The sequence below is a fragment of the Pseudomonas sp. P1.31 genome, from assembly GCF_001269815.1.
In the GTDB taxonomy this organism is placed as follows: Bacteria; Pseudomonadota; Gammaproteobacteria; order Pseudomonadales; family Pseudomonadaceae; genus Aquipseudomonas; species Aquipseudomonas rustica.
The window spans coordinates 425,115-447,946 of record NZ_LHVN01000007.1 but is presented as its reverse complement, the minus strand read 5'-3'; the positions used below and the strand labels follow the sequence as shown (position 1 = coordinate 447,946).

The window sequence follows — 22,832 nt, the reverse complement described above, 5'->3', positions numbered from 1 at the left end:
ATTGATACATTTGTACCAGACAGGCAATAAAAAGCCGCCTGTTTTAGGCGGCTTTTTAACTGAAACGTTTACGCTTGCGGTCGCATGTGCGGGAACAGGATCACATCGCGGATCGACGGTGAGTTGGTCAGCAACATCACCAGACGGTCGATGCCGATGCCTTCACCGGCCGTTGGCGGCATGCCGTACTCCAGCGCGCGAACGAAGTCGGCGTCGTAGTGCATGGCTTCGTCGTCGCCGGCGTCCTTGTCGGCCACCTGCGCCATGAAGCGCTCGGCCTGGTCTTCCGCGTCGTTCAACTCGGAGTAGGCGTTGGCGATTTCACGGCCACCGATGAACAGCTCGAAGCGGTCGGTGACGTTCGGGTTGTCGTCGTTACGGCGAGCCAGCGGCGACACTTCGAACGGGTACTGAGTGATGAAGTGCGGCTGTTCCAGCTTGTGCTCGACCAGTTCTTCGAAAATCATCACCTGCAGTTTGCCCAGACCTTCAAAGCCCAGCACCTTGGCGCCGGCCTTCTTGGCGATGGCACGGGCCTTGTCGATGTCGTTCAGATCATCGGCAGTCAGCTCAGGGTTGTACTTGAGGATCGAGTCGAATACCGACAGACGTACAAACGGCTCGCCGAAGTGGAACACCTTATCGCCGTACGGCACGTCGGTGCTGCCCAGAACCAGCTGCGCCAGTTCACGGAACAGTTCTTCGGTCAGGTCCATGTTGTCTTCGTAGTCGGCGTACGCCTGGTAGAACTCCAACATGGTGAATTCTGGGTTGTGACGCGTCGATACGCCTTCGTTACGGAAGTTGCGGTTGATCTCGAAAACCTTTTCAAAACCACCAACCACCAGACGCTTCAGGTACAGCTCCGGGGCGATACGCAGGAACATTTCCATGTCCAGCGCGTTGTGGTGGGTTTCAAACGGCTTGGCTGCGGCGCCGCCCGGAATGGTCTGCAGCATCGGCGTTTCGACTTCGAGGAAGTCGCGCTTCATCAGGAAGCTGCGGATGTGCGCGATCACTTGCGAACGCACGCGGAACGTCTGGCGCACTTCTTCGTTGACGATCAGGTCAACGTAACGCTGGCGGTAGCGTTGCTCAGTGTCGGTCAGGCCGTGGTGCTTGTCCGGCAGCGGGCGCAGCGACTTGGTCAGCAGGCGCACGTTGGTCATTTCAACGTACAGGTCGCCCTTGCCGGAACGCGCCAGGGTGCCTTCGGCGGCAATGATGTCGCCCATGTCCCAGGTTTTCACCGCGGCCAAGGTGTCTTCCGACAGGGTTTTACGGTTGACGTAGACCTGAATGCGACCGGTCATGTCCTGAATCACCATGAACGAGCCACGGTTGAGCATGATGCGACCGGCAACCTTGACCGGGATTGCAGCCTCTGCCAGCTCTTCCTTGGTCTTGTCCGCGTATTTCTTCTGCAGATCTTCGCAGTAGTTTTCGCGGCGGAAGTCGTTCGGGAAGGCGTTGCCCTTGGCGCGCTCGGCAGCCAGCTTTTCCTTGCGCAGGGCGATCAGGGAGTTTTCTTCCTGTTGCAGGGCTTGCGGGTCGAGTTGTTGGTCGCTCATGTCTTTAGATATTCCATCACAGGTTCGTTACCCCCGGCGTGGCGCCGGGGTTCGCGGGCAAGCCTTGCTCCTACAGGGTCGCGTATTACCGCGACCACTGCAGAGCAGGCCTTACAGCCCTGATTTCAGGCTGGCATACAGGTATTCGTCGATGTCGCCGTCGAGTACCTTGTCGCAGTCGCTGCGTTCGATGTTGGTGCGCAGATCCTTGATCCGCGACGCATCGAGCACGTACGAGCGAATCTGGTGACCCCAGCCGATATCGGACTTGGTGTCTTCCAGCGCTTGCGACGCGGCGTTGCGTTTCTGCATTTCCTGCTCGTACAACTTGGCCCGCAGCATTTTCATGGCGGTGTCTTTGTTGGCGTGCTGGGAACGTTCGTTCTGGCAGCTGACCACGGTGTTGGTCGGTACGTGAGTGATACGTACGGCCGAGTCGGTGGTGTTTACGTGCTGACCACCGGCACCCGAGGAACGATAGGTGTCGATCCGCAAGTCTGCCGGGTTGATTTCGATTTCCACCTTGTCATCGATCTCTGGCGAGACGAAAACCGCGGAGAACGAGGTGTGACGACGGTTGCCGGAGTCGAACGGGCTCTTGCGCACCAGACGGTGTACGCCGATCTCGGTGCGCAGCCAGCCAAAGGCGTATTCGCCCTTGATGTGCACGGTCGCGCCTTTGATACCGGCGACTTCACCGGCCGACAGTTCCATGATGGTCGCGTCGAAACCGCGCTTATCCGCCCAGCGCAGGTACATGCGCAGCAGAATGTTGGCCCAGTCTTGCGCTTCGGTGCCGCCGGAACCGGCCTGGATGTCCAGGTAGGCGTTGTTCGGATCCATTTCATGGCTGAACATGCGGCGGAATTCCAGCTTGGCCAGATTTTCCTCGAGACGGGCCAGCTCGGCGACGACATCGCCCACTGCACCTTCGTCGTTTTCTTCGACGGCCATGTCCAGCAGATCGCGGCAATCGGCCAGGCCGGCGTTCAGTTCATCGAGGGTGTCGACGATCTGCGCCAGCGCCGAACGCTCGCGGCCCAGCTCCTGGGCGTATTCAGGTTTGTTCCAGACACTCGGATCTTCAAGCTCGCGATTGACTTCAGTCAGACGCTCATGCTTTTGATCGTAGTCAAAGATACCCCCGAATAGTTTCGGAGCGCTCGGACAGGTCCTTGATGGTGTTCAGGATCGGGTTGATTTCCATGACGGGCAGCACTCGTTGGCGAACTTTTGAAAGCCGGCGAGTATAACGTAATCAGGCTGTGACGGCAGCCCGTCTGGCGGGTGTGGCGGCGATTCACTTGACGCCTTTCACCTGTAGGAGCCGCCGAAGGCTGCGATCTTTTGACTTTGATTTTAAAAACAGATCAAAAGATCGCAGCCTTCGGCAGCTCCTACAGGGGATTGCGGTGGTTATTCGATCCCGACTTGGTTACGGCCATTGTTTTTGGCCAGATACAACCCGCGATCTGCCGCCGAAATCAGCAACCGGCAATCCGTGCCCGACTGCGGCACCATGGTCGCCAGACCAATGCTGATGGTCAGGCTTACGCCTTCCGCCGGGGTGTTGTGCGGGATTTTCAGCGACGCCACGGTCTGCCGCAGCTTCTCCGCCACCAACCGCGCCCCACCCGGCGAGGTGTTCGGCAGCACCAGCGCAAACTCTTCGCCGCCATAGCGCGCTGGCAAGTCCGACGGTCGCGCACTGGCGTCGCGGATCGCCGTTGCCACTTTGCGCAACGCTTCATCCCCTTCAACGTGGCCAAAACTGTCGTTGTAGGACTTGAAGTAATCAACATCGATCATCAGCAACGACAACTGGCTCTGATCACGCAACGAGCGGCGCCATTCCAGTTCAAGGTACTCGTCGAAATGGCGACGGTTGGACAGCCCGGTCAGGCCATCGGAGTTCATCAAGCGTTGCAGCACCAGATTGGTGTCGAGCAACTGTTGCTGACTGACCCGCAGCGCGCGGTATGCCGCATCGCGCTGCAGCAACGTCATGTACGAGCGCGAGTGATAGCGGATCCGCGCCACCAGTTCGATGGTGTCCGGCAGTTTCACCAGATAATCGTTGGCCCCGGCCGAGAACGCCGCGCTCTTGATCAGCGGGTCTTCCTTGGTCGACAGGACGATGATCGGGATGTCCTTGGTCGCCGGGTGATTGCGGTATTCGCGCACCAGGCTCAGGCCGTCGAGGCCGGGCATCACCAGATCCTGGAGGATCACCGTCGGCTTGATCCGCACCGCCTGGGCGATGGCCTGATGCGGGTCGGAGCAGAAGTGGAAGTCGATGTTTTCCTCATTCGACAGCCCACGGCGCACGGCTTCGCCGATCATCGCCTGATCGTCCACCAACAACACCATGGCGGCGTTTTCGTCGGTTTTAATGTCGTCGATCTGTAAATCAGTCATGGGCGGTCACCTGAGTACTGCGGGGGCCAGGATTGCGGATAAATCGGTTCATTTGGGGAAAATCTCCAGCAATCGTGGCGCTATCTTTTCCAAGGGGCGGATTTCTACGGCGGCATCGATCGCGGCGGCGGCCTTGGGCATGCCGTACACCGCACTGCTTTGCTGATCCTGCGCGATGGTCAGATAACCCTGTTGACGCAAAAGCTTAAGCCCTTGCGCGCCGTCGCGTCCCATCCCGGTCAATAAAACCCCGACCGCATCACCGTTCCAGTAACTGGCGACACTTTCGAAAAACACATCAATCGAGGGTCGGTAGATCTCGTTGACCGGTTCGGCGGTGTAGGCCAGCGTGCCGTTCTTGAGTAAACGAATATGATGGTTGGTGCCGGCCAGCAACACCGCGCCGGCTTGCGGCGGCTCGCCTTCGCGGGCCAGACGCACATCGAGGCCGCTGGCGCTGGCCAGCCATTCGGCCATGCCGGCGGCGAACACCTGATCGACGTGCTGCACCAGCACAATCGCCGCCGAGAAGTCCCGCGGCAGGCCTTTGAGCAAGACTTCCAGCGCTGCCGGGCCACCCGCCGATGAACCGATCGCCACCAGTCGCTGGCGCGAGCCGGAGCTTCGCGGAGGTGTCGGTGCCGGGCGCGAGCGCGGTGCCTTGTCGCCGATCAGCCAGCCAATATTAAGGATCTTTCGCAGCAACGGCGCCGCCGCTTCCCGCGCGTCGCCGGCACCGAGGGCCGGGGTGTCGACCACGTCCAACGCGCCATGGCCCATGGCCTCGAACACGCGATGGACGTTCTGCTGGCGATCAACCGTGACAATCACGATCGCGCACGGCGTTTCGGCCATGATCCGCCGTGTGGCTTCGACGCCGTCCATCACCGGCATGATCAGATCCATGAGGATCAGATCCGGGGTGTTTTCGGCGCACAGTTGCACCGCCTCGGCGCCGTTGCGCGCGACCCAGACCACCTGATGCGCCGGCTCGAAGGCCAGCGCACGGCGCAGCGCCTCCACCGCCATCGGCATGTCGTTGACGATTGCGATCTTCATGCCCGCGCTCCTCCGATGAGCTCGACCACTGCGTCGAGCAGGGCGTCGTCATGAAAACTGGCTTTGGCTAAATAATAGTCCGCCCCGGCGTCCAGTCCACGGCGGCGATCCTCTTCACGATCCTTGTACGACACGACCATCACCGGCAGCGATTGCAGACGGTTGTCGCGGCGCAGCAAGGTGACCAGCTCGATGCCGTCCATGCGCGGCATGTCGATGTCGGTAATCAGCAAATCAAAATCCTCGGAGCGCAGGGCGTTCCAGCCGTCCATACCGTCCACCGCCACCGCGACGTCGTAGCCGCGATTGAGCAGCAGCTTGCGTTGCAACTCGCGTACGGTCAGCGAATCGTCGACCACCAGCACGCGTTTGCGCGCCGCTTCCACAGCCTGATTGCCATGGCGGGCGATGCGCTCAAGGCGCCCGGTATTGAGCAGTTTGTCCACCGAACGCAGCATGTCCTCAACGTCGACGATCAACACCACCGAACCGTCGTCGAGCAAGGCGCCGGCAGAGATGTCCTGCACTTTGCCCAGACGCTCATCCAGAGGCAAGACCACCAAGGTGCGCTCGCCAATGAAGCGCTCCACGGCCACGCCATAAATCGCGTCGCGCTCGCGGATCACCACGACTTTCAGGGTTTCGCCGCTGTTCTGGCTGGCCGGGCGATTGAGCAATTGACTCGCCGCAACCAGCCCGACATGCCGGCCTTCGTGCCAGAAATGCTGGCGACCTTCGACCTGCACGATGTCTTCGGGCTCCAGATCGCACATGCGTTCGATGTGCGCGAGCGGAAAGGCGTAGGCCTCCTCGCCGACTTCTACCACCAGACTGCGCACCACCGACAGGGTCAGCGGCACCTCCAGATGGAAACGACTGCCCTCGCCCGCCGTTTGCTCCAGCTCTACCGCGCCGCGCAACTGGCGCACCATGTGCTGCACCGCGTCGAGGCCGACGCCACGGCCGGACACTTCGGTGACCGTGTCGCGCAGGCTGAAACCGGGCAGAAAGAGGAACGTCAGCAGTTCTTCTTCGCTCAACTGCGCGGCGGTTTCGGCTGGGGATAACTGCCGTTCAATAATGCTGCGGCGTACCTTTTCCAGATCGACGCCGTTGCCGTCATCGCTCAGCTCCAGCACCAGCAAACCGGCCTGATGCGAGGCGCGCAGACGGATCAGGCCTTCCTCGGATTTGCCCTTGAGCAGGCGCTGCTCCGGGGTTTCGATGCCGTGATCGACCGCGTTGCGCAGCAAATGCGTTAGCGGTGCTTCGAGTTTTTCCAGCACGTCGCGATCGACCTGGGTCTTTTCACCTTCGATCTCCAGCCGCACCTGTTTGCCGAGACTGCGGCCCAGATCACGCACCATGCGCACCTGACCGGTGAGCACGTCGGCGAACGGGCGCATGCGGCAGGCCAACGCAGTGTCGTAAAGCACTTGCGCGCGCTGGCTGGCCTGCCAGGCGAACTCATCAAGTTCGGCGTTTTTCTCGCTGAGCAGTTGCTGCGATTCAGCGAGCAAGCGCCGCGCGTCTTCCAGAGCTTCCAGCGCTTCAAGGCTCAGCGCGTGTTCCTTGAGGTGCACGTTGAGGTTTTCCAGTGCGCGCAGGCCGTTGTTCTGCATGCGCTTGAGGCGCTGCATGGTCGCCAGATGCGGCTTGAGGCGCTGGGTTTCGACCAGCGATTTACTCGACAGATCGAGCAGGCTGTTGAGGCGTTCGGCGGTCACGCGCAGCACGCGTTCGCCACCCTCGGTGGTGCGTCGGCTTTTCTGAGGCGTGGGCTCTGGCGTTTCAACCGGCGGCTCGAAAGCAGGCGCAGCCGGCGCTTCGAGTTGCAACTCGGCCATCAGCGGCGCAGCGACGGCAGTTGGCAGCGCTGACGGATCGAGCAACTGCCCCATCAACGCCACGTACGCTTCGATATCGCGCGGTTGCGGCGCATTCGTCGGCGTCGCAATGCGCATCAACAGATCGGTGCCCTGCAACAACGCATCGATGTGTTCCGGGCGCAACAGCAATCGGCCTTCCTGCGCGCTGACCAGACAATCTTCCATCACATGGGCAACGCTAACGCCGCTGTCGATGCCGACGATCCGCGCCGCACCTTTAAGCGAGTGCGCCGCGCGCATGCACGATTCGAGTTGATCGGCCTGGGTCGGATTGCGTTCCAGCGCCAGTAGCCCGGTGCTGAGCACTTGGGTCTGCGCTTCGGCTTCGAGGCTGAACAGCTCCAGCAAGGAGGCGTCGCGCATTTGCTCGGGGGTCATGTGAGGCTCCGGGTCACGGCGGACAGCAACTGTTCTTCATCCAGCCAACGCAGGCTGCGACCGCGAAATTGCAGGACGCCACGGGTGTATTTGGCACTGGCCTGCGCCCCGGATTGCGAGGCGGCATCGAGGATGCGCTCGTCAATCGCGTGAATGCCGTCGACTTCATCCACCGGCACCACCACCGGCCCTCCATGCGCAGCGATGATCAGCATGCGCGGCATCACCCGCCCGGTGCTGACCGGCACGGCATTGGCGTCCAGATCAAGCAACTCAACCAGCGACAGACACGCCACCAGTGCGCCGCGCACGTTGGCCACGCCGAGCAAGGCGCGCGAACGCTGGTGCGGCAACGAGTGGATCGCCTGCATCGGCGCCACTTCGACCAGACTGCGCGTTGCCAGCCCAAGCCATTCTTCGCCGAGACGGAACATCAGCAACGAACGGGTTTTGACGTCGGTTTCAACCACGCTGGCGACCGGATCGCGCTCATCCTGCTGCAGCGAGTAACGGTCGAGCAATCGCGTGGCGGCGGCGGAATACACCGAGCAGTTGCGGCAATGAATGTGTTCTTCCAGCAGCGGACAGGACTTGTCGCCATGGATGCCGATGCGGTTCCAGCAATCGTCGATGGCCCGGGCGTCTTCGTGGGTGACGTTCAAGGTGTCGGACGCGATCATCGTTTACGCTCACTGTCGGCGGTGCGGCCGCTGCGGGCAGCGCGCTCCTGCAATCGTCTGGCACCGGCGCTGTCACCCTGGGCCTGCAGCAATGCGGCCAGGTGCATCAGCGCTTCGGGGTGTTGCGGTTCGAGGTACAAGGCCTTGCGGTAGAAGCCTTGGGCTTCAAGGGTCAGGCCGGCGACATCGCTGAGCAGACCGAGCCAGTAGAACACCTGCGCCACCGGTTCGTGGCTGCGCAAATACTGTTCACACGCAGCGCGGGCCTCGGCGCTTTTGCCTTCGTTGGCCAGCGCGGCGATGTTCGCCAGCAGCGTTGCCGCGTCCGGGTTGGCGCTGGCGCGGGTGGTCGGCATTGGCGTCACTGCGCTGAACGGCCGATTGCGTACCGGCGTTGGCGGCATGCTGCGCGGCGGTGGGCTGATCGGCAACGTGACCGGTTTTGGCGTCGGCAGCGGCTCGGGATGCGGATCGCTGTGACGACTGAACGCGAACGACTGCGGGATGCCGATCGAACGCATGCCCAGACGCCCGAGCAGACTGCCCTCGGCCGGGCCGATGAACAGCACGCCGTCGTCATGGGTGAGGCGTTTGAGCACTTCGAACACTTGCTTCTGCGTCGCTTGGTCGAAATAGATCAGCAGGTTGCGACAGAACACAAAATCGAACGGCGGATCGCTGGCCCACAACGTTGGATCAAGCACGTTGCCCACCTGCAAACGCACCTGCTCGCGAACGTTCTCGTTGAGCAAATGACCGTCCTGTTGCGCACTGAAATGGCGCTCGCGATAGTTCAGTTCATCGCCACGAAACGAGTTCTTGCCGTACAGCGCGCGCCGGGCCTTTTCCACCGACAAAGGGCTGACGTCCATGCCGTCGACTTTGAATTGATGCGGTTTGAGCCCGGCATCGAGCAAGGCCATGGCAATCGAATAAGGTTCTTCGCCGGTCGAACACGGCAGGCTGAGGATGCGCAGCGCACGCATGTTGTTTAGCTCGCCAAGGCGTTTGTGCGCCAGTTTGCCCAGCGTCGCGAAGGATTCCGGGTAACGGAAAAACCACGTTTCCGGGACGATCACCGCTTCGATCAGCGCTTGCTGTTCATCGCGCGAACCTTGCAACAACTGCCAGTATTCTTCGGCGTTGGCCGCTTGCGACAGCGTGGTGCGCTGACGCACCGCACGCTCGATAATCGCCGGGCCCACCGAGGTCACATCGAGGCCGATGCGCTCTTTGAGGAAGTCGAAAAAGCGCTGATCGCTGCTCATGGCTGCCCCTCGAACTGCGCCGGACTCAGCGGCGGATCAGGGAACAGCAAGGCGCGCACGCCGTCATCGAGCAAATCGTTGACCCGCACCCATTGCACCAGCCCCTGAGCATCTTCGCGCACCGGGCCGAGATACGGCGCCTCGCGATTGTCGAGGCCGTACGGCTGAAAATCCTGCGGGTTGCAGCGCAGCGTGTCGGTGGCCTGTTCAAGAATCAGCCCGAGCCATTGCCCCGGCTGCGACTCGTCCGGGCGGTAATGCACCAGCACCAGTCGCGTGCTGGTGCGCGCCTCGGCCGGTTGACCGAATGTCAGCGCGCTGAGGTCAATCACCGGCACCACCGCACCACGATAAGCGAAGACCCCGGCGACCCATTGCGGCGCCCGCGCGATCGGTTTCAACGGCAGGCGCGGCAGCACTTCCGCCACCTCGGTCGCGCGCAACGCGTAACGTTCGCTGCCAATGCGAAACAGCAGGAATAACACCTGCTTCGCCAGCGGTGCGACGTTACGTTTGGCGATGATTTCGCTCATCAGACTTTGAATCGCGAAACGCCGCTGCGCAGCCCGACGGCTACCTGGCTCAGTTCGTCGATGGCGAAACTGGCCTGACGCAACGATTCGACGGTCTGGCTACTGGCATCGCCCAACTGCACCAGCGCGTGGTTGATCTGCTCGGCGCCGGTGGCCTGCGCCTGCATGCCTTCGTTGACCATCAACACGCGCGGCGCCAGCGCCTGCACTTGATGAATGATCTGCGACAGTTGCTCGCCGACCTGCTGCACTTCCGACATGCCGCGACGCACTTCTTCGGAAAATTTGTCCATGCCCATCACACCGGCCGACACCGCCGACTGAATCTCGCGCACCATTTGTTCGATGTCATACGTGGCGACCGCAGTCTGATCCGCCAGACGTCGCACTTCGGTGGCGACCACGGCAAAACCACGGCCGTATTCACCGGCCTTCTCGGCTTCGATCGCGGCGTTGAGCGAGAGCAGGTTGGTCTGGTCGGCCACTTTGACGATGGTCACCACCACCTGATTAATGTTGCCGGCCTTCTCATTGAGGATCGCCAGTTTGGCGTTGACCAGATCGGCGGCGCCCATTACCGAGTGCATGGTGTCTTCCATGCGTGCGAGGCCTTGCTGGCCGGAGCCGGCGGCCACCGACGCCTGATCGGCAGCGGTTGAGACTTCAGTCATGGTGCGCACCAGATCGCGCGACGTGGCGGCGATTTCGCGGGAGGTCGCGCCGATTTCGGTGGTGGTCGCGGCGGTTTCGGTGGCGGTGGCTTGCTGCTGTTTGGAAGTGGCGGCGATTTCAGTCACCGAGGTGGTCACCTGCACCGATGAGCGCTGCGCCTGGGACACCAGCGAGGTGAGCTCGGTCATCATGTCGTTGAAGCCGGTTTCCACCGCGCCGAATTCGTCTTTGCGGTCGAGGTTCAAGCGCGAGCTGAGGTCGCCGGTGCGCATGATTTCGAGGATTTTCACGATGCGGTTCATTGGCGCCATGATCGCGCGCATCAACAGCAGACCGCACAAGCCGGCGGCCAGAACGGCGACCAGCAGGGAAATGATCATGCTGACTTTGGCGGCTGCCACAGCCTCATCGATATTGGCCATGGCCTGATCGGCGACTTTTTTGTTTTCGCCGATGATGTCGTTGAGCTTCATGCGGCCGGCGTACCAGGCTGGCGTCAGCTTTTCGTGGAAGACCTTGATCGCATCGGCTTCCATGTTGCGTTTGTGCAAGTCGAGCACCACGTCCTGAAGTTGCAGATAGGCGTCGTGATACTTCTCGAACGCGGCGAACTCGCGGCGATCCTCGTCGGTCGCCATGGTCTTGCGGTAATTTTCCATCTGCTCCAGCAGGCGCGACTCGAACGACTTGTAATCGGCCTCGTCTTCGCTGCTGATGCCCTGCCCTTCCTTGAGCCCCAACAGTTCCTGAGTCTGCAAATAGCTGTCGACCCACGCGCCGCGAATCATCGAGCTGTAATAAACCCCGGGAATCGCGTCGTCGCGGACACTGTTTTCACTGGCTTCGATCTTCAACAGTCGCGAATAGGAGAGCACCACCATCAGCAACATGATGGCGATAATCACCGCAAAGCTCGCCAAAATGCGTTGGCGCAACGTCCAGTTCTTCACAGTGATTCCTCGTGCCTAGGTCGAAATGCGGGGAGTATAGCCGAGGGCGGTGTTTCATTTATAAGACGCTTTTTAACCCCCGGGCCTGCCCGACGCGGTTGGCGGGAGGCTCTGGGGTGGGACTGTCCGACAATCAGGGGTGGGCGTGCCAGCGATGAAACGGCAAAAAGAGGCGGCGCAATGGCCATTACGCAGATGACTGGGCTGCAAATGCGATCAACTGTAGGAGCCGAGCTTGCTCGCGAAAGCGGTGGATCAGTTGCCGATGATGTTGGCTGACACACCGCTTTCGCGAGCAAGCTCGGCTCCTACAAATTTCAACTGCGTTGCGAGATTTAGGTCAACGCCTGGCGTACCTGCTTCTCCAGTTCGATTTTCAGACCGGGCTCCAGCTTCAACTGCCGCGCCAGTTCATCCAGATACGACCTCTCCATGAAGTTCTCTTCGTCCACCAGCATCACACTGGCGATGTACATCTCGGCGGCCATTTCCGGCGTACTCGCGGCGCGGGCGACGTCGGTGGGATCCAGAGGTTTGTTGAGTTCAGCGTGCAGCCAGTGTTGCAGCTCCTGATCGTTGTCGAGTTTGGTGAATTCACCTTCGATCAACTGGCGCTCACGATCATCGATGTGGCCGTCAGCCTTGGCGGCGGCGACCAGTGCTTTGAGAATCGCCTGACTGTGTTGTTCGACTTGCGCCGCTGGCAGACGGTCGATCGTCTGCGGTTCAGTTTGCGGCGCGATGCCTTTCTGCGCGTTGTAGTTGCCATAAGCCTTGTAAGCCAGGACACCGAGCGCCGCGAGGCCGCCGTAGATCGCGACTTTGCCGCCGACCTTGCGCACTTTCTTGTTACCGAGCAGCAGGCCCATCGCGCCAGCCGCCAGCGCTCCGCCACCCGCGCCTGACAACAGGCCGCCGAGGCCACCGGAGCCAGATGCTCCACCGAGCAAGCCGCCCAAGCCTCCACCGGAGGATTTGTTCTGCGAACCACCGGCCTTGTTCTGCAACAGATCCTGGCCGGACTTGAGTAGTTGATCGAGCAATCCACGGGTGTTCATGTTCCGCCTCCAAAACAGGGGTTATCCGGATCTATAAGGCCTCCAGCCTAGTTCGAAAGTGCCCGTGACCGGCCTGCGAGTGTGCTTCCAGATGTTGCTCGCTGCCCGCAGGCCTTCGTGAAAATAGATATACACTCAGATCCATCTATAAAAACCGCCCACCGGGTATTCCCGTCATGATGACCCTGCGTCAGATTCGTCACTTTATCGCTGTGGCCGAGACAGGCTCGATCTCCGCCGCCGCGCAAACCGCGTTCATTTCCCAGTCGACCCTGACGTTAGCGATCCAGCAACTGGAAGAAGAAATCGGCGTCAGCCTGTTTAGCCGTCACGCCAAAGGCATGACCCTTACGCACCAAGGTCATCAATTCCTACGTCAGGCGCACCTGATTCTTGCGACTGTGGACAACGCCAAACGCAGTCTGCAACAGAGCACCGACCAAGTTGCCGGGCAGTTGATCATCGGCGTGACCAGTCTGGTTGCCGGTTATTACCTGGCGGATTTACTCACGCGTTTTCAGCGTGCTTACCCGAATGTCGAGATTCGGGTGATGGAAGACGAGCGCCCGTATATCGAACATTTGCTGGTCAGCGGCGAGATCGACGTCGGCGTGTTGATCCTCTCCAACCTCGAAGATCGCCACGCCTTGCAGACTGAAGTGTTGACTCACTCGCCGCACCGTTTGTGGCTCCCGGCCCAGCATCCACTGCTGGAGCACGACAGCATCAACCTCGCCGATGTCGCCCGCGAGCCGTTGATTCAACTCAACGTCGATGAAATGGATCGTAATGCCCAACGCCTATGGCGCGGCGCCGGCCTGCAACCAAAAATCACCCTGAGAACCGCATCGACGGAGGCTGTGCGAAGTCTGGTCGCCGCCGGTTTGGGCGTATCGATCCAGCCAGACATGACCTATCGCCCTTGGTCACTCGAAGGCGACATCATCGAAGCAAGACCGATTGCCGACTTGAATCAAACCCTTGACGTCGGCCTGGCCTGGCGCCGTGGCACCGCGCGCCCCGCTCTTGTCGATCCATTCCTGACCGTCGCCCGAGAACAACCCCACGGCGGGCGCAAGCCATCTATTTAATCGAATGCTGCCTTCAGTATTTAGAATTTGTCGACCTCGGAGCCGCGCACTAGTCTTGCTGCATCTATAAGACGGTCGGCTCCCGATATCAGGGAGCAACAATGGCCACACAAGAAAAGAGAACGCGGAAAATGGCTGGCGCGCAGACCCCGATGTGTACCGCGTTGTTGATCGACGGCGAATTGGTCGCCGGGGAAGGTTTCGTCGAGCCAATTCTCAACCCGGCCACCGGTGAAATTCTCACCCACATCGCCGAGGCCAGCACCGAGCAAGTCGAAGCCGCCATCCTCGCCGCCCACCGCGCCTTCGCCGAATGGTCGCGCACCACGCCGCAGCAACGTTCGAACCTGCTGCTGGACATCGCCAACGCCGTCGAAAAACACGCCGACCACCTCGCCCGCCTCGAATCGCTGAACTGCGGCAAGCCATTGCACCTGGCGCGTCAGGACGATCTGACAGCGACCGTCGATGTCTTCCGGTTCTTCGCCGGCGCCGTGCGTTGCCAGACCGGTCAGCTCAGCGGCGAATACCTGCCGGGCTACACCAGCATGGTGCGCCGCGATCCGATTGGCGTGGTCGCCTCGATTGCGCCGTGGAATTACCCGATCATGATGGCCGCGTGGAAAATCGCCCCGGCCCTCGCCGCCGGCAACACGCTGGTGTTCAAACCCTCCGAACACACGCCGCTGTCGATCCTCGCACTGGCGCCAGCGCTGGCCGAAATCCTCCCGCGCGGGGTGATCAATATCATCTGCGGTGGCGGCGAAGGCGTCGGCAGCCATTTGGTCGGCCACGCGAAAGTGCGCATGGTCTCGCTGACCGGCGATATCGTCACCGGCCAGAAAATCCTCCAGGCCGCCGCGAAAACCCTGAAACGCACGCACCTCGAACTCGGCGGCAAAGCCCCGGTGATCGTCTGCAACGACGCCGACATTCAAGCCGTGGTCGAAGGCGTGCGCACTTACGGTTACTACAACGCCGGCCAAGACTGCACCGCCGCGTGCCGAATTTACGCGCAGGCCGGGATTCACGACAAATTGGTCGCCGAACTCGGCGCCGCCGTCAGCAGCCTGCGCTTCGCCGGCAAACGTGATGCCGACAACGAGATTGGCCCGCTGATCAGCACCCGCCAGCGCGACCGCGTCGCCAGTTTCGTCGAACGCGCCCTCGGTCAGCCGCACATCGAACGCGTGACCGGTGCAGCCGTGCATTCCGGTGCCGGTTTCTACTATCAACCGACCCTACTCGCCGGTTGCAAACAGACTGACGAAATCGTCCAGCGCGAAGTATTCGGCCCGGTGGTCACCGTGACCCGTTTCGACGAACTCTCGCAGGCCGTGGATTGGGCCAACGACTCCGAGTACGGCCTCGCCTCGTCGGTGTGGACACAGAATCTAGACAAGGCGATGCAGGTTGCCGCGCGCCTGCAGTACGGCTGCACGTGGATCAACAGCCATTTCATGCTGGTCAGCGAAATGCCCCACGGCGGGCTGAAACGCTCCGGTTACGGCAAAGACTTATCCAGCGATTCGCTGCAGGACTACAGCGTGGTGCGGCACATCATGGCCCGGCATAGCCGGGAGCTTTAAGCGGCGAGCTACAAGCCGCAAGTTAAAAGCAAATCCGCTGTGTCTTGCAGCTTGGGGCTTGCAGCTTGCGACTACTCTTAACAGAAATCTAAAAAACGAAGAGGTGTGTCTCATGTTCGTGCACAAGACCGCACTGCTCAGTGCAATCACCACGGCCCTGCTGGCCAGCGCCAGCCTGCAAGCCGCCGAGCCGTTGAAGGCCGTCGGCGCCGGCGAAGGTCAGCTGGATATCGTTGCGTGGCCGGGCTACATCGAACGTGGCGAGAGCGATAAAGCCTACGACTGGGTGACCGGTTTCGAGCAGGAAACCGGCTGCAAGGTCAACGTGAAAACAGCGGCCACCTCGGACGAAATGGTCAGCCTGATGGCCAAGGGTGGTTACGACCTGGTCACCGCGTCGGGCGATGCGTCGCTGCGATTGATCGTCGGCAAGCGTGTGCAACCGATCAACACCGCGTTGATCCCGAACTGGGACACCCTCGATCCGCGCCTCAAAGACGCGCCGTGGTACGTGGTCAACAACCAGACTTACGGCACCCCGTACCAGTGGGGCCCGAACGTGCTGATGTACAACACCAACGTGTTCAAAACCGCGCCGACCAGTTGGAACGTGGTGTTCGCCGCGCAGGATCTTCCCGACGGCAAGCCGAACAAGGGCCGCGTGCAGGCTTATGACGGGCCGATCTACATCGCCGACGCGGCGCTGTATCTGAAGTCGACCAAGCCAGAACTGGGCATCAAAGACCCGTATCAACTCACCGAAGATCAATACAAAGCCGTGCTCGATCTGTTGCGCGCGCAGCAGCCGCTGATCCACCGCTACTGGCATGACACCACGGTGCAGATGAGCGACTTCAAAAACGAAGGCGTGGTGGCATCGAGTGCCTGGCCGTATCAGGTCAACGGTTTGATGAACGAGAAGCAGCCGATTGCTTCGACCATTCCGAAAGAAGGCGCCACGGGTTGGGCTGATACCACCATGTTGCACGCCGAGGCCAAGCACCCGAACTGCGCGTACAAGTGGATGGACTGGTCTCTGAAACCGAAAGTCCAGGGCGATGTGGCGGCGTGGTTTGGTTCGTTGCCGGCTGTTCCTGCGGCGTGCAAGGACAGCGAGTTGCTTGGCGCTGAAGGTTGCAAGACCAACGGTTTCGACCAGTTCGACAAGATCGCCTTCTGGAAAATCCCGCAGGCTGAAGGTGGCAAGTTTGTGCCGTATAGCCGCTGGACGCAGGACTACATCGCGATCATGGGCGGCCGCTAGCTCTCGACAACGACGCGGTCTGCTCCCTTTCCCCCTCGCCCCCTTGGGGGAGAGGGCTGGGGTGAGGGGGTAGCTTTTGACTTTGCTCTTGATCTCAGAGCAATGGCCGAAACCGCCACCCTCACCCCCCGCCCTCTCCCGGAGGGAGAGGGAGCTAAAAGCAATCTCAGCACCCTGCACACTTCCTGTAGGAGCTGCCGCAGGCTGCGATCTTTTCGACGCACACACGACTTTTTTGAAAGCCCGTTTTACCGGAGCACCGCACCATGACGCTTGCAGTCCAGTTCACCAACGTTTCCCGGCAGTTCGGCGAGGTGAAGGCCGTTGACCGGGTTTCCATCGATATCGAGGACGGCGAGTTCTTTTCCATGCTCGGCCCTTCCGGCTCGGGCAAAACCACCTGCCTGCGCCTGATCGCCGGGTTCGAACAACCGAGCGCCGGTTCGATCCGCATTCACGGTGCTGAAGCGGCCGGTCTGCCGCCGTACCAGCGTGACGTCAACACGGTGTTTCAGGATTACGCGCTGTTCCCGCACATGAACGTGCTCGACAACGTCGCCTACGGTTTGAAGGTCAAAGGCGTCGGCAAAAACGAGCGGCACAAACGCGCCGAAGAAGCCTTGGACATGGTCGCCCTCGGCGGTTATGGCGCGCGCAAACCGGTGCAGTTATCCGGCGGTCAGCGCCAGCGCGTCGCCCTCGCCCGCGCCTTGGTCAATCGTCCGCGCGTGTTGTTGCTCGATGAGCCTCTGGGCGCGCTCGATTTGAAATTGCGCGAACAGATGCAAAGCGAACTGAAAAAGCTGCAACGCCAACTCGGCATCACTTTCATCTTCGTCACCCACGATCAAACCGAAGCGCTGTCGATGTCCGACCGCGTTGCCGTGTTCAACAAGGGTCGCATCGAACAAGTCGACACGCCGCGCAATCTGTACATGAAACCGACTACCACATTTGTCGCTGAATTCGTCGGCACCTCGAACGTGATTCGCGGCGATCTGGCGCGTGAAATCAGCGGTCATCCGCAACCATTTTCGATCCGCCCCGAACACGTGCGTTTCGCCGAAGGCCCACTCGCAAGTCACGAAATCGAAGTCAGCGGTCTGCTCCACGACATCCAGTACCAGGGCAGCGCCACCCGTTATGAATTGAAGCTGGAAAACGGCCAGACTCTGAGCATCAGCCACGCCAACAATCAGTGGATCGACAGCAGCGCACAACACCAGACCGGCCAGCGCCTGAGCGCGCGTTGGGCGCGGGAAGCGATGATTCCGCTGCATGACACCGTGGCGAGCGGGGTGTGACATGAGCACGCTCGCGATGACAACATCGCCGCCGTTGCGCAGGTTTTCCAACCTGCTCTACCGCAAGCCGAACCTGTATCTGTCGATGCTGCTGGTGCCGCCGCTGCTGTGGTTTGGCGCGATTTATCTCGGCTCGCTGCTGGTGCTGTTGTGGCAGGGTTTCTACACCTTCGACGACTTCACCATGGCGGTCACCCCTGACCTGACCCTGGCGAATTTCGCCGCGCTGTTTCAGCCGTCGAACTTCGACATCATCCTGCGCACGCTGAGCATGGCCATCGTCGTGTCGATCGCCAGCGCCATCGTCGCGTTCCCGATTGCCTACTACATGGCGCGCTACACCACCGGCAAGACCAAGGCGTTTTTCTACATCGCGGTGATGATGCCGATGTGGGCCAGTTACATCGTCAAGGCCTATGCGTGGACGTTGCTGTTGGCCAAGGGCGGCGTGGCGCAGTGGTTCGTGCAGCACTTGGGATTGGAGCCGGTATTGCAGTTCATTCTGGGGATTCCCGGGGTGGGCGGCAGCACTCTGTCGACCTCGCATCTGGGGCGATTCATGGTGTTTGTTTATATCTGGCTGCCGTTCATGATCCTGCCGATTCAGGCGTCACTGGAACGTCTGCCACCGTCGCTGTTGCAGGCCTCCGCTGACCTTGGTGCGAAGCCGCGTCAGACCTTTATGCAGGTGATTTTGCCGCTGTCGATTCCGGGCATCGCGGCAGGTTCGATCTTCACGTTTTCGCTGACCTTGGGCGACTTCATCGTGCCGCAACTGGTCGGGCCGCCGGGGTACTTCGTCGGCAGCATGGTCTACGCGCAGCAAGGTGCGATTGGCAATATGCCAATGGCGGCGGCGTTCACGCTGGTGCCGATCGTGTTGATCGCGATTTACCTGTCCATCGTCAAACGACTGGGGGCTTTCGATGCGCTCTGATTCTTCATCACAAGGGCATGCCTCTCTAGGCCTGAAAATCGCAGCGTGGGGCGGGTTGGTGTTTTTGCACTTTCCGATCCTGATCATCTTCCTGTACGCCTTCAACACCGAGGAAGCCGCGTTCAGCTTTCCGCCGAAGGGCTTCACGCTGCACTGGTTCAGCGTGGCGTTTTCGCGGCCGGATGTTCTGGAGTCGATCAAGCTCTCACTGCAGATCGCAGCGATCGCCACGTTGATTGCGATGGTGCTTGGCACACTCGCATCGGCCGCTTTGTACCGCCGGGATTTCTTCGGCAAACAGGGTATTTCGCTGATGCTGATTTTGCCGATTGCGCTGCCGGGGATCATCACCGGGATCGCGCTGCTGGCCACGTTCAAAACCCTGGGGATCGAGCCGGGGATGTTCACCATCATCGTCGGCCACGCGACCTTCTGCGTGGTGATCGTCTACAACAATGTTATCGCCCGCCTGCGCCGTACTTCGCACAGTTTGATCGAGGCCTCGATGGACCTCGGCGCCGATGGCTGGCAGACCTTTCGCTACATCATCCTGCCGAACCTCGGCTCGGCGTTGCTGGCCGGCGGCATGTTGGCGTTTGCGCTGTCGTTCGACGAAATTATCGTCACCACGTTTACCGCCGGGCATGAGCGCACGTTGCCGTTGTGGCTGCTCAATCAACTGAGCCGGCCACGGGATGTGCCGGTGACCAACGTCGTCGCGATGCTGGTGATGATGGTGACGATGCTGCCGATCCTTGGCGCGTATTACCTGACGCGCGGTGGCGAAAGCGTCGCTGGCAGCGGCGGAAAATAAACATCTATCGGACACCAAGATCCACTGTGGGAGCGAGCTTGCTCGCGAAGAGGCCATGACATTCAACATTGATGTCGGCTGACACACCGCCTTCGCGAGCAAGCTCGCTCCCACAGGTTTCTTGATTCGGCCAGAACAATAAAAGCGTTAGTGAGGACAACAGACATGCAAACCAAACTCTTGATCAACGGCCAACTGGTCAACGGCGAAGGCCCGGCGCAACCGGTGCTCAACCCTTCGCGTGGCGAAGTCCTGGTAGAAATCAACGAAGCCACTGAAGCCCAGGTCGATGCCGCCGTACGCGCTGCCGATAACGCCTTCGCCGACTGGTCGCAAACCGCGCCGAAAGATCGCTCGCTGCTGCTGCTCAAACTCGCCGACGCCATCGAAGCCCACGGCGAGGAGTTGGCCAAACTCGAATCCGATAACTGCGGCAAACCCTACAGCGCCGCGCTCAACGACGAGATTCCGGCGATTGCCGACGTGTTCCGTTTCTTCGCCGGTGCCAGCCGTTGCATGAGCGGTTCGGCCGGTGGCGAATACCTGCCCGGCCACACCTCGATGATCCGTCGCGACCCGGTCGGCGTGATCGCCTCCATCGCGCCGTGGAACTACCCGCTGATGATGGTCGCCTGGAAAATCGCCCCGGCGCTGGCCGCCGGTAATACCGTGGTGCTCAAGCCGTCGGAACAAACCCCGCTGACCGCGTTGCGACTGGCCGAACTGGCGTCGGAAATCTTCCCGGCCGGTGTACTCAATCTGGTGTTTGGTCGCGGTCCTACCGTTGGCAGCCCGCTGGTTACTCACCCGAAAGTGCGCATGGTCTCGCTGACCGGCTCCATCGCCACCGGCGCCAACATCATTTCCAGCACTGCCGACAGCGTCAAACGCATGCACATGGAACTGGGCGGTAAGGCGCCAGTGATCATCTTCGACGACGCCGACATCGATGCGGCGGTGGAAGGAATTCGCACGTTTGGTTTCTACAACGCTGGGCAGGATTGCACCGCCGCCTGCCGGATCTATGCGCAGCAAGGCATCTACGACAAGTTCGTCGAGAAGCTCGGCGCGGCGGTCAGCAGCATCAAGTACGGCTTGCAGGATGATCCGTCGACCGAGCTGGGGCCGTTGATCACTGCACAACATCGCGACCGTGTTGCCGGGTTTGTCGAGCGTGCTGTGGCGCAGTCGCACATTCGTTTGATTACTGGCGGCAAGGCTGTCGACGGTAACGGCTTCTTCTTCGAGCCGACCGTGTTGGCCGATGCGCAGCAGGACGACGAGATCGTTCGCCGCGAAGTGTTTGGGCCGGTGGTCTCGGTGACCAAATTCACCGATGAAGCGCAGGCGCTGGAATGGGCCAACGATTCGGACTACGGCCTCGCGTCCTCGGTGTGGACAGCGGATGTAGGGCGCGCGCATCGCATGTCAGCGCGTTTGCAGTACGGCTGCACGTGGGTGAACACGCACTTCATGCTCGTCAGCGAAATGCCCCATGGCGGTCAGAAATTGTCCGGTTACGGGAAGGACATGTCCATGTATGGACTGGAGGACTACACCACGGTTCGGCATGTGATGTTCAAGCATTAACGGCGAAAAGATCGCAGCCTGCGGCAGCTCCTACATGATGGACACCGCTCCCCTGTAGGAGCTGCCGCAGGCTGCGATCTTTTCCGCGACACACGGATGATGTCGGCGATTCACCACCAGGCTTCACCGAAACCAAAACAACAACTACCGAACCGGACGGCGCCTGCATGGCCCCGCCACGGCCTCGGCCATCCGAAATCTGCCGATTTCACGGAGCAAAACACACATGAGTTCCTCACCCGATCTCGCCACAGCCGTTGCCGACAGCGATGCCGAACAACTGCGCAAACTGGGTTACACCTCGAATTTCAACCGCAGCATGAGCCTGTGGGAAAACTTCGCCTTGGGCTTCACTTATCTGTCACCGGTCGTAGGGGTTTATACCCTCTTCGGCCTGTGCCTTGCCGCTGGCGGGCCACCGATGTTCTGGGCCTATTTGCTGGTTGGATGCGGCCAATTGCTGGTGTGCCTGATCTTCGGCGAAGTGGTTTCGCAATTCCCGATTTCCGGCGGCGTTTACCCTTGGGCACGTCGCTTGGTCGGTAAAAAATGGGCATGGATGGTCGGCTGGATCTACTCCATCGCCCTCTGCGTCACCATCGCTGCCGTTGCGGTCGGCGCTGGCCCGTACTTGGCCGCGATGCTCGGTTTCGAGCCAAGCAACAACACCAACATCGTCATCGCCCTGGTGCTGACCCTGTTCGCCACACTGGTCAACCTCAGCGGCACCAAAGTGCTGGCACGCATCGCCATGTTCGGCTTTCTCTGCGAACTGGTTGGCGCGGTGATCGTTGGCGTTTACTTGTTGGTGTTCGAACGCCATCAACCGCTCAGCGTGCTGTTCAACACCTTCGACATCAGCGTAGACGGTTCATACCTGCCGGCCTTCCTCACCGCATCGCTGGCGGGGATGTTCCTCTACTACGGCTTCGAGGCCTGCGGCGACGTCGCCGAAGAAACCCCGAACCCGAGCGCAAAAATCCCGGTGGCCATGCGCATGACCATCTACATCGGCGGCATCGCGGCGATGTTCGCCTGCCTGGCGCTGATCCTCGCCGTGCCGGACATGCAAGCGGTGATCAACGGCACCGACAAAGACCCGGTCACCACCATCCTCAACAACGCCTTCGGCCCGGTCGGTTCGAAAGTAGTGATGGGCGTGGTGATGATTTCTTTCATCTCCTGCGTCATCAGCCTACAAGCAGCGGCGAGCCGTCTGCTCTACTCCTACGCTCGCGACGAAATGGTCATCGGCAGCCGACTGCTGAAAAAGATTTCTCCTACAACCCAAGTACCGGTTGCCGCACTGTTCGTGTCCGGCGTCCTGCCGGCGCTGATCATCGCCCTCGGCTTCTTCCTGCAAGACGCCGTCGCGACCATCGTCAGCTTCGCCGCCATCGGCATCTACCTCGCGTTCCAGATGATCGTCCTGGCCGCGCTGTACGCCCGCAGCAAAGGCTGGAAACCGAGCGGCAAATTCACCCTCGGCGCATGGGGCTGGCCGGTGAACATCGGCGCGCTGGTGTACGGCGTCGGCGCAATCATCAACATGGCCTGGCCACGCACGCCGGATGCGCCGTGGTATGTGAACTATGCGATGGTGTTGAGCACGGCGATCGTGATTGGCTTGGGGCTGGTTTATATGTGGATTGGCAAGCCGTATGACCATGGCAAGGCGCCGGCTGGAGATGCTTGGAAGGTGAGTCGCTAAAGCAGAATCGCCCCGGTAGGTTCATTCTTATCGGGGCGATTTGCGAGACCGCTCGT

At 60.7% G+C, this 22,832-nt stretch carries 18 protein-coding genes; 8 read left to right on the top strand and 10 right to left on the bottom strand.

Annotated elements, in window-relative coordinates; genetic code table 11:
* Positions 1 to 68 precede the first annotated feature (68 nt).
* The 10 genes from lysS to AD669_RS05205 form a co-directional block, all read right to left on the bottom strand.
* Positions 69 to 1,571, bottom strand: coding sequence for a lysine--tRNA ligase (lysS, locus tag AD669_RS05250; RefSeq protein ID WP_053117529.1), 1,503 nt, complete (start codon positions 1,569 to 1,571; stop codon positions 69 to 71).
* Between the two features lie 111 nt (positions 1,572 to 1,682).
* A protein-coding gene (gene prfB, locus AD669_RS28415; RefSeq protein WP_102358477.1) for a peptide chain release factor 2 occupies positions 1,683 to 2,778 on the bottom strand; the annotation gives its coding sequence in 2 pieces (ribosomal slippage) (positions 1,683 to 2,705 and positions 2,707 to 2,778; 1,095 coding nt in all).
* A gap of 209 nt (positions 2,779 to 2,987) precedes the next feature.
* Positions 2,988 to 3,989 carry a PleD family two-component system response regulator gene (locus tag AD669_RS05240; protein ID WP_053117527.1) on the bottom strand — a complete coding sequence of 334 codons (1,002 nt, stop codon included), beginning with the start codon at positions 3,987 to 3,989 and terminating at the stop codon, positions 2,988 to 2,990.
* Positions 3,990 to 4,037: 48 nt separating this feature from the next.
* Complete coding sequence (locus AD669_RS05235; RefSeq protein ID WP_053117522.1) at positions 4,038 to 5,048, bottom strand: chemotaxis response regulator protein-glutamate methylesterase; 1,011 nt, start codon at positions 5,046 to 5,048, stop codon at positions 4,038 to 4,040.
* Positions 5,045 to 7,315, bottom strand: coding sequence for a hybrid sensor histidine kinase/response regulator (locus AD669_RS05230; protein ID WP_053117520.1), 2,271 nt, complete (start codon positions 7,313 to 7,315; stop codon positions 5,045 to 5,047). Before AD669_RS05230 ends, AD669_RS05235 begins: the two co-directional genes overlap by 4 nt.
* Entirely contained in the window at positions 7,312 to 7,995 is a 684-nt protein-coding gene (locus AD669_RS05225) for a chemotaxis protein CheW (RefSeq protein ID WP_053117517.1), read from the bottom strand. The genes AD669_RS05230 and AD669_RS05225 overlap by 4 nt, the downstream gene beginning before the upstream one ends.
* Positions 7,992 to 9,263: a protein-glutamate O-methyltransferase CheR gene (locus AD669_RS05220; protein WP_053117515.1), complete on the bottom strand. Its 1,272-nt coding sequence runs from the start codon at positions 9,261 to 9,263 to the stop codon at positions 7,992 to 7,994. The genes AD669_RS05225 and AD669_RS05220 overlap by 4 nt, the downstream gene beginning before the upstream one ends.
* Complete coding sequence (locus AD669_RS05215; RefSeq protein WP_053117512.1) at positions 9,260 to 9,796, bottom strand: chemotaxis protein CheW; 537 nt, start codon at positions 9,794 to 9,796, stop codon at positions 9,260 to 9,262. The genes AD669_RS05220 and AD669_RS05215 overlap by 4 nt, the downstream gene beginning before the upstream one ends.
* Positions 9,796 to 11,418, bottom strand: a complete 1,623-nt coding sequence (locus AD669_RS05210; RefSeq protein ID WP_053117509.1) for a methyl-accepting chemotaxis protein — start codon at positions 11,416 to 11,418, stop codon at positions 9,796 to 9,798. The genes AD669_RS05215 and AD669_RS05210 overlap by 1 nt, the downstream gene beginning before the upstream one ends.
* Positions 11,419 to 11,753: 335 nt before the next feature.
* The gene (locus tag AD669_RS05205; RefSeq protein WP_053117506.1) at positions 11,754 to 12,476 is read right to left on the bottom strand and encodes a tellurite resistance TerB family protein; all 723 of its coding nucleotides are present in this window, start codon (positions 12,474 to 12,476) and stop codon (positions 11,754 to 11,756) included.
* 176 nt (positions 12,477 to 12,652) lie between these two features.
* Between AD669_RS05205 and AD669_RS05200 the strand changes: the two genes are divergently transcribed.
* The 8 genes from AD669_RS05200 (at position 12,653) to AD669_RS05165 (ending at position 22,776) form a co-directional block, all read left to right on the top strand.
* Complete coding sequence (locus tag AD669_RS05200) at positions 12,653 to 13,567, top strand: LysR family transcriptional regulator (protein WP_053117503.1); 915 nt, start codon at positions 12,653 to 12,655, stop codon at positions 13,565 to 13,567.
* Positions 13,568 to 13,668: 101 nt separating this feature from the next.
* Positions 13,669 to 15,156, top strand: a complete 1,488-nt coding sequence (locus AD669_RS05195) for a gamma-aminobutyraldehyde dehydrogenase (protein ID WP_082341391.1) — start codon at positions 13,669 to 13,671, stop codon at positions 15,154 to 15,156.
* Positions 15,157 to 15,268: 112 nt separating this feature from the next.
* A complete protein-coding gene (gene ydcS / locus AD669_RS05190; protein ID WP_053117497.1) occupies positions 15,269 to 16,420 on the top strand; it encodes a putative ABC transporter substrate-binding protein YdcS in 1,152 nt (383 codons plus the stop codon).
* 266 nt (positions 16,421 to 16,686) lie between these two features.
* Positions 16,687 to 17,724, top strand: coding sequence for an ABC transporter ATP-binding protein (locus AD669_RS05185; RefSeq protein WP_053117494.1), 1,038 nt, complete (start codon positions 16,687 to 16,689; stop codon positions 17,722 to 17,724).
* Between the two features lie 16 nt (positions 17,725 to 17,740).
* A complete protein-coding gene (locus AD669_RS05180; protein ID WP_371262361.1) occupies positions 17,741 to 18,661 on the top strand; it encodes an ABC transporter permease in 921 nt (306 codons plus the stop codon).
* Positions 18,651 to 19,475 carry an ABC transporter permease gene (locus AD669_RS05175; protein WP_016986393.1) on the top strand — a complete coding sequence of 275 codons (825 nt, stop codon included), beginning with the start codon at positions 18,651 to 18,653 and terminating at the stop codon, positions 19,473 to 19,475. Before AD669_RS05180 ends, AD669_RS05175 begins: the two co-directional genes overlap by 11 nt.
* Positions 19,476 to 19,640: 165 nt before the next feature.
* Positions 19,641 to 21,065, top strand: coding sequence for a gamma-aminobutyraldehyde dehydrogenase (locus AD669_RS05170; RefSeq protein WP_053117490.1), 1,425 nt, complete (start codon positions 19,641 to 19,643; stop codon positions 21,063 to 21,065).
* A 226-nt stretch (positions 21,066 to 21,291) separates the two neighbouring features.
* A complete protein-coding gene (locus AD669_RS05165; protein WP_053117488.1) occupies positions 21,292 to 22,776 on the top strand; it encodes an APC family permease in 1,485 nt (494 codons plus the stop codon).
* The last annotated feature ends 56 nt before the right edge of the window (positions 22,777 to 22,832 follow it).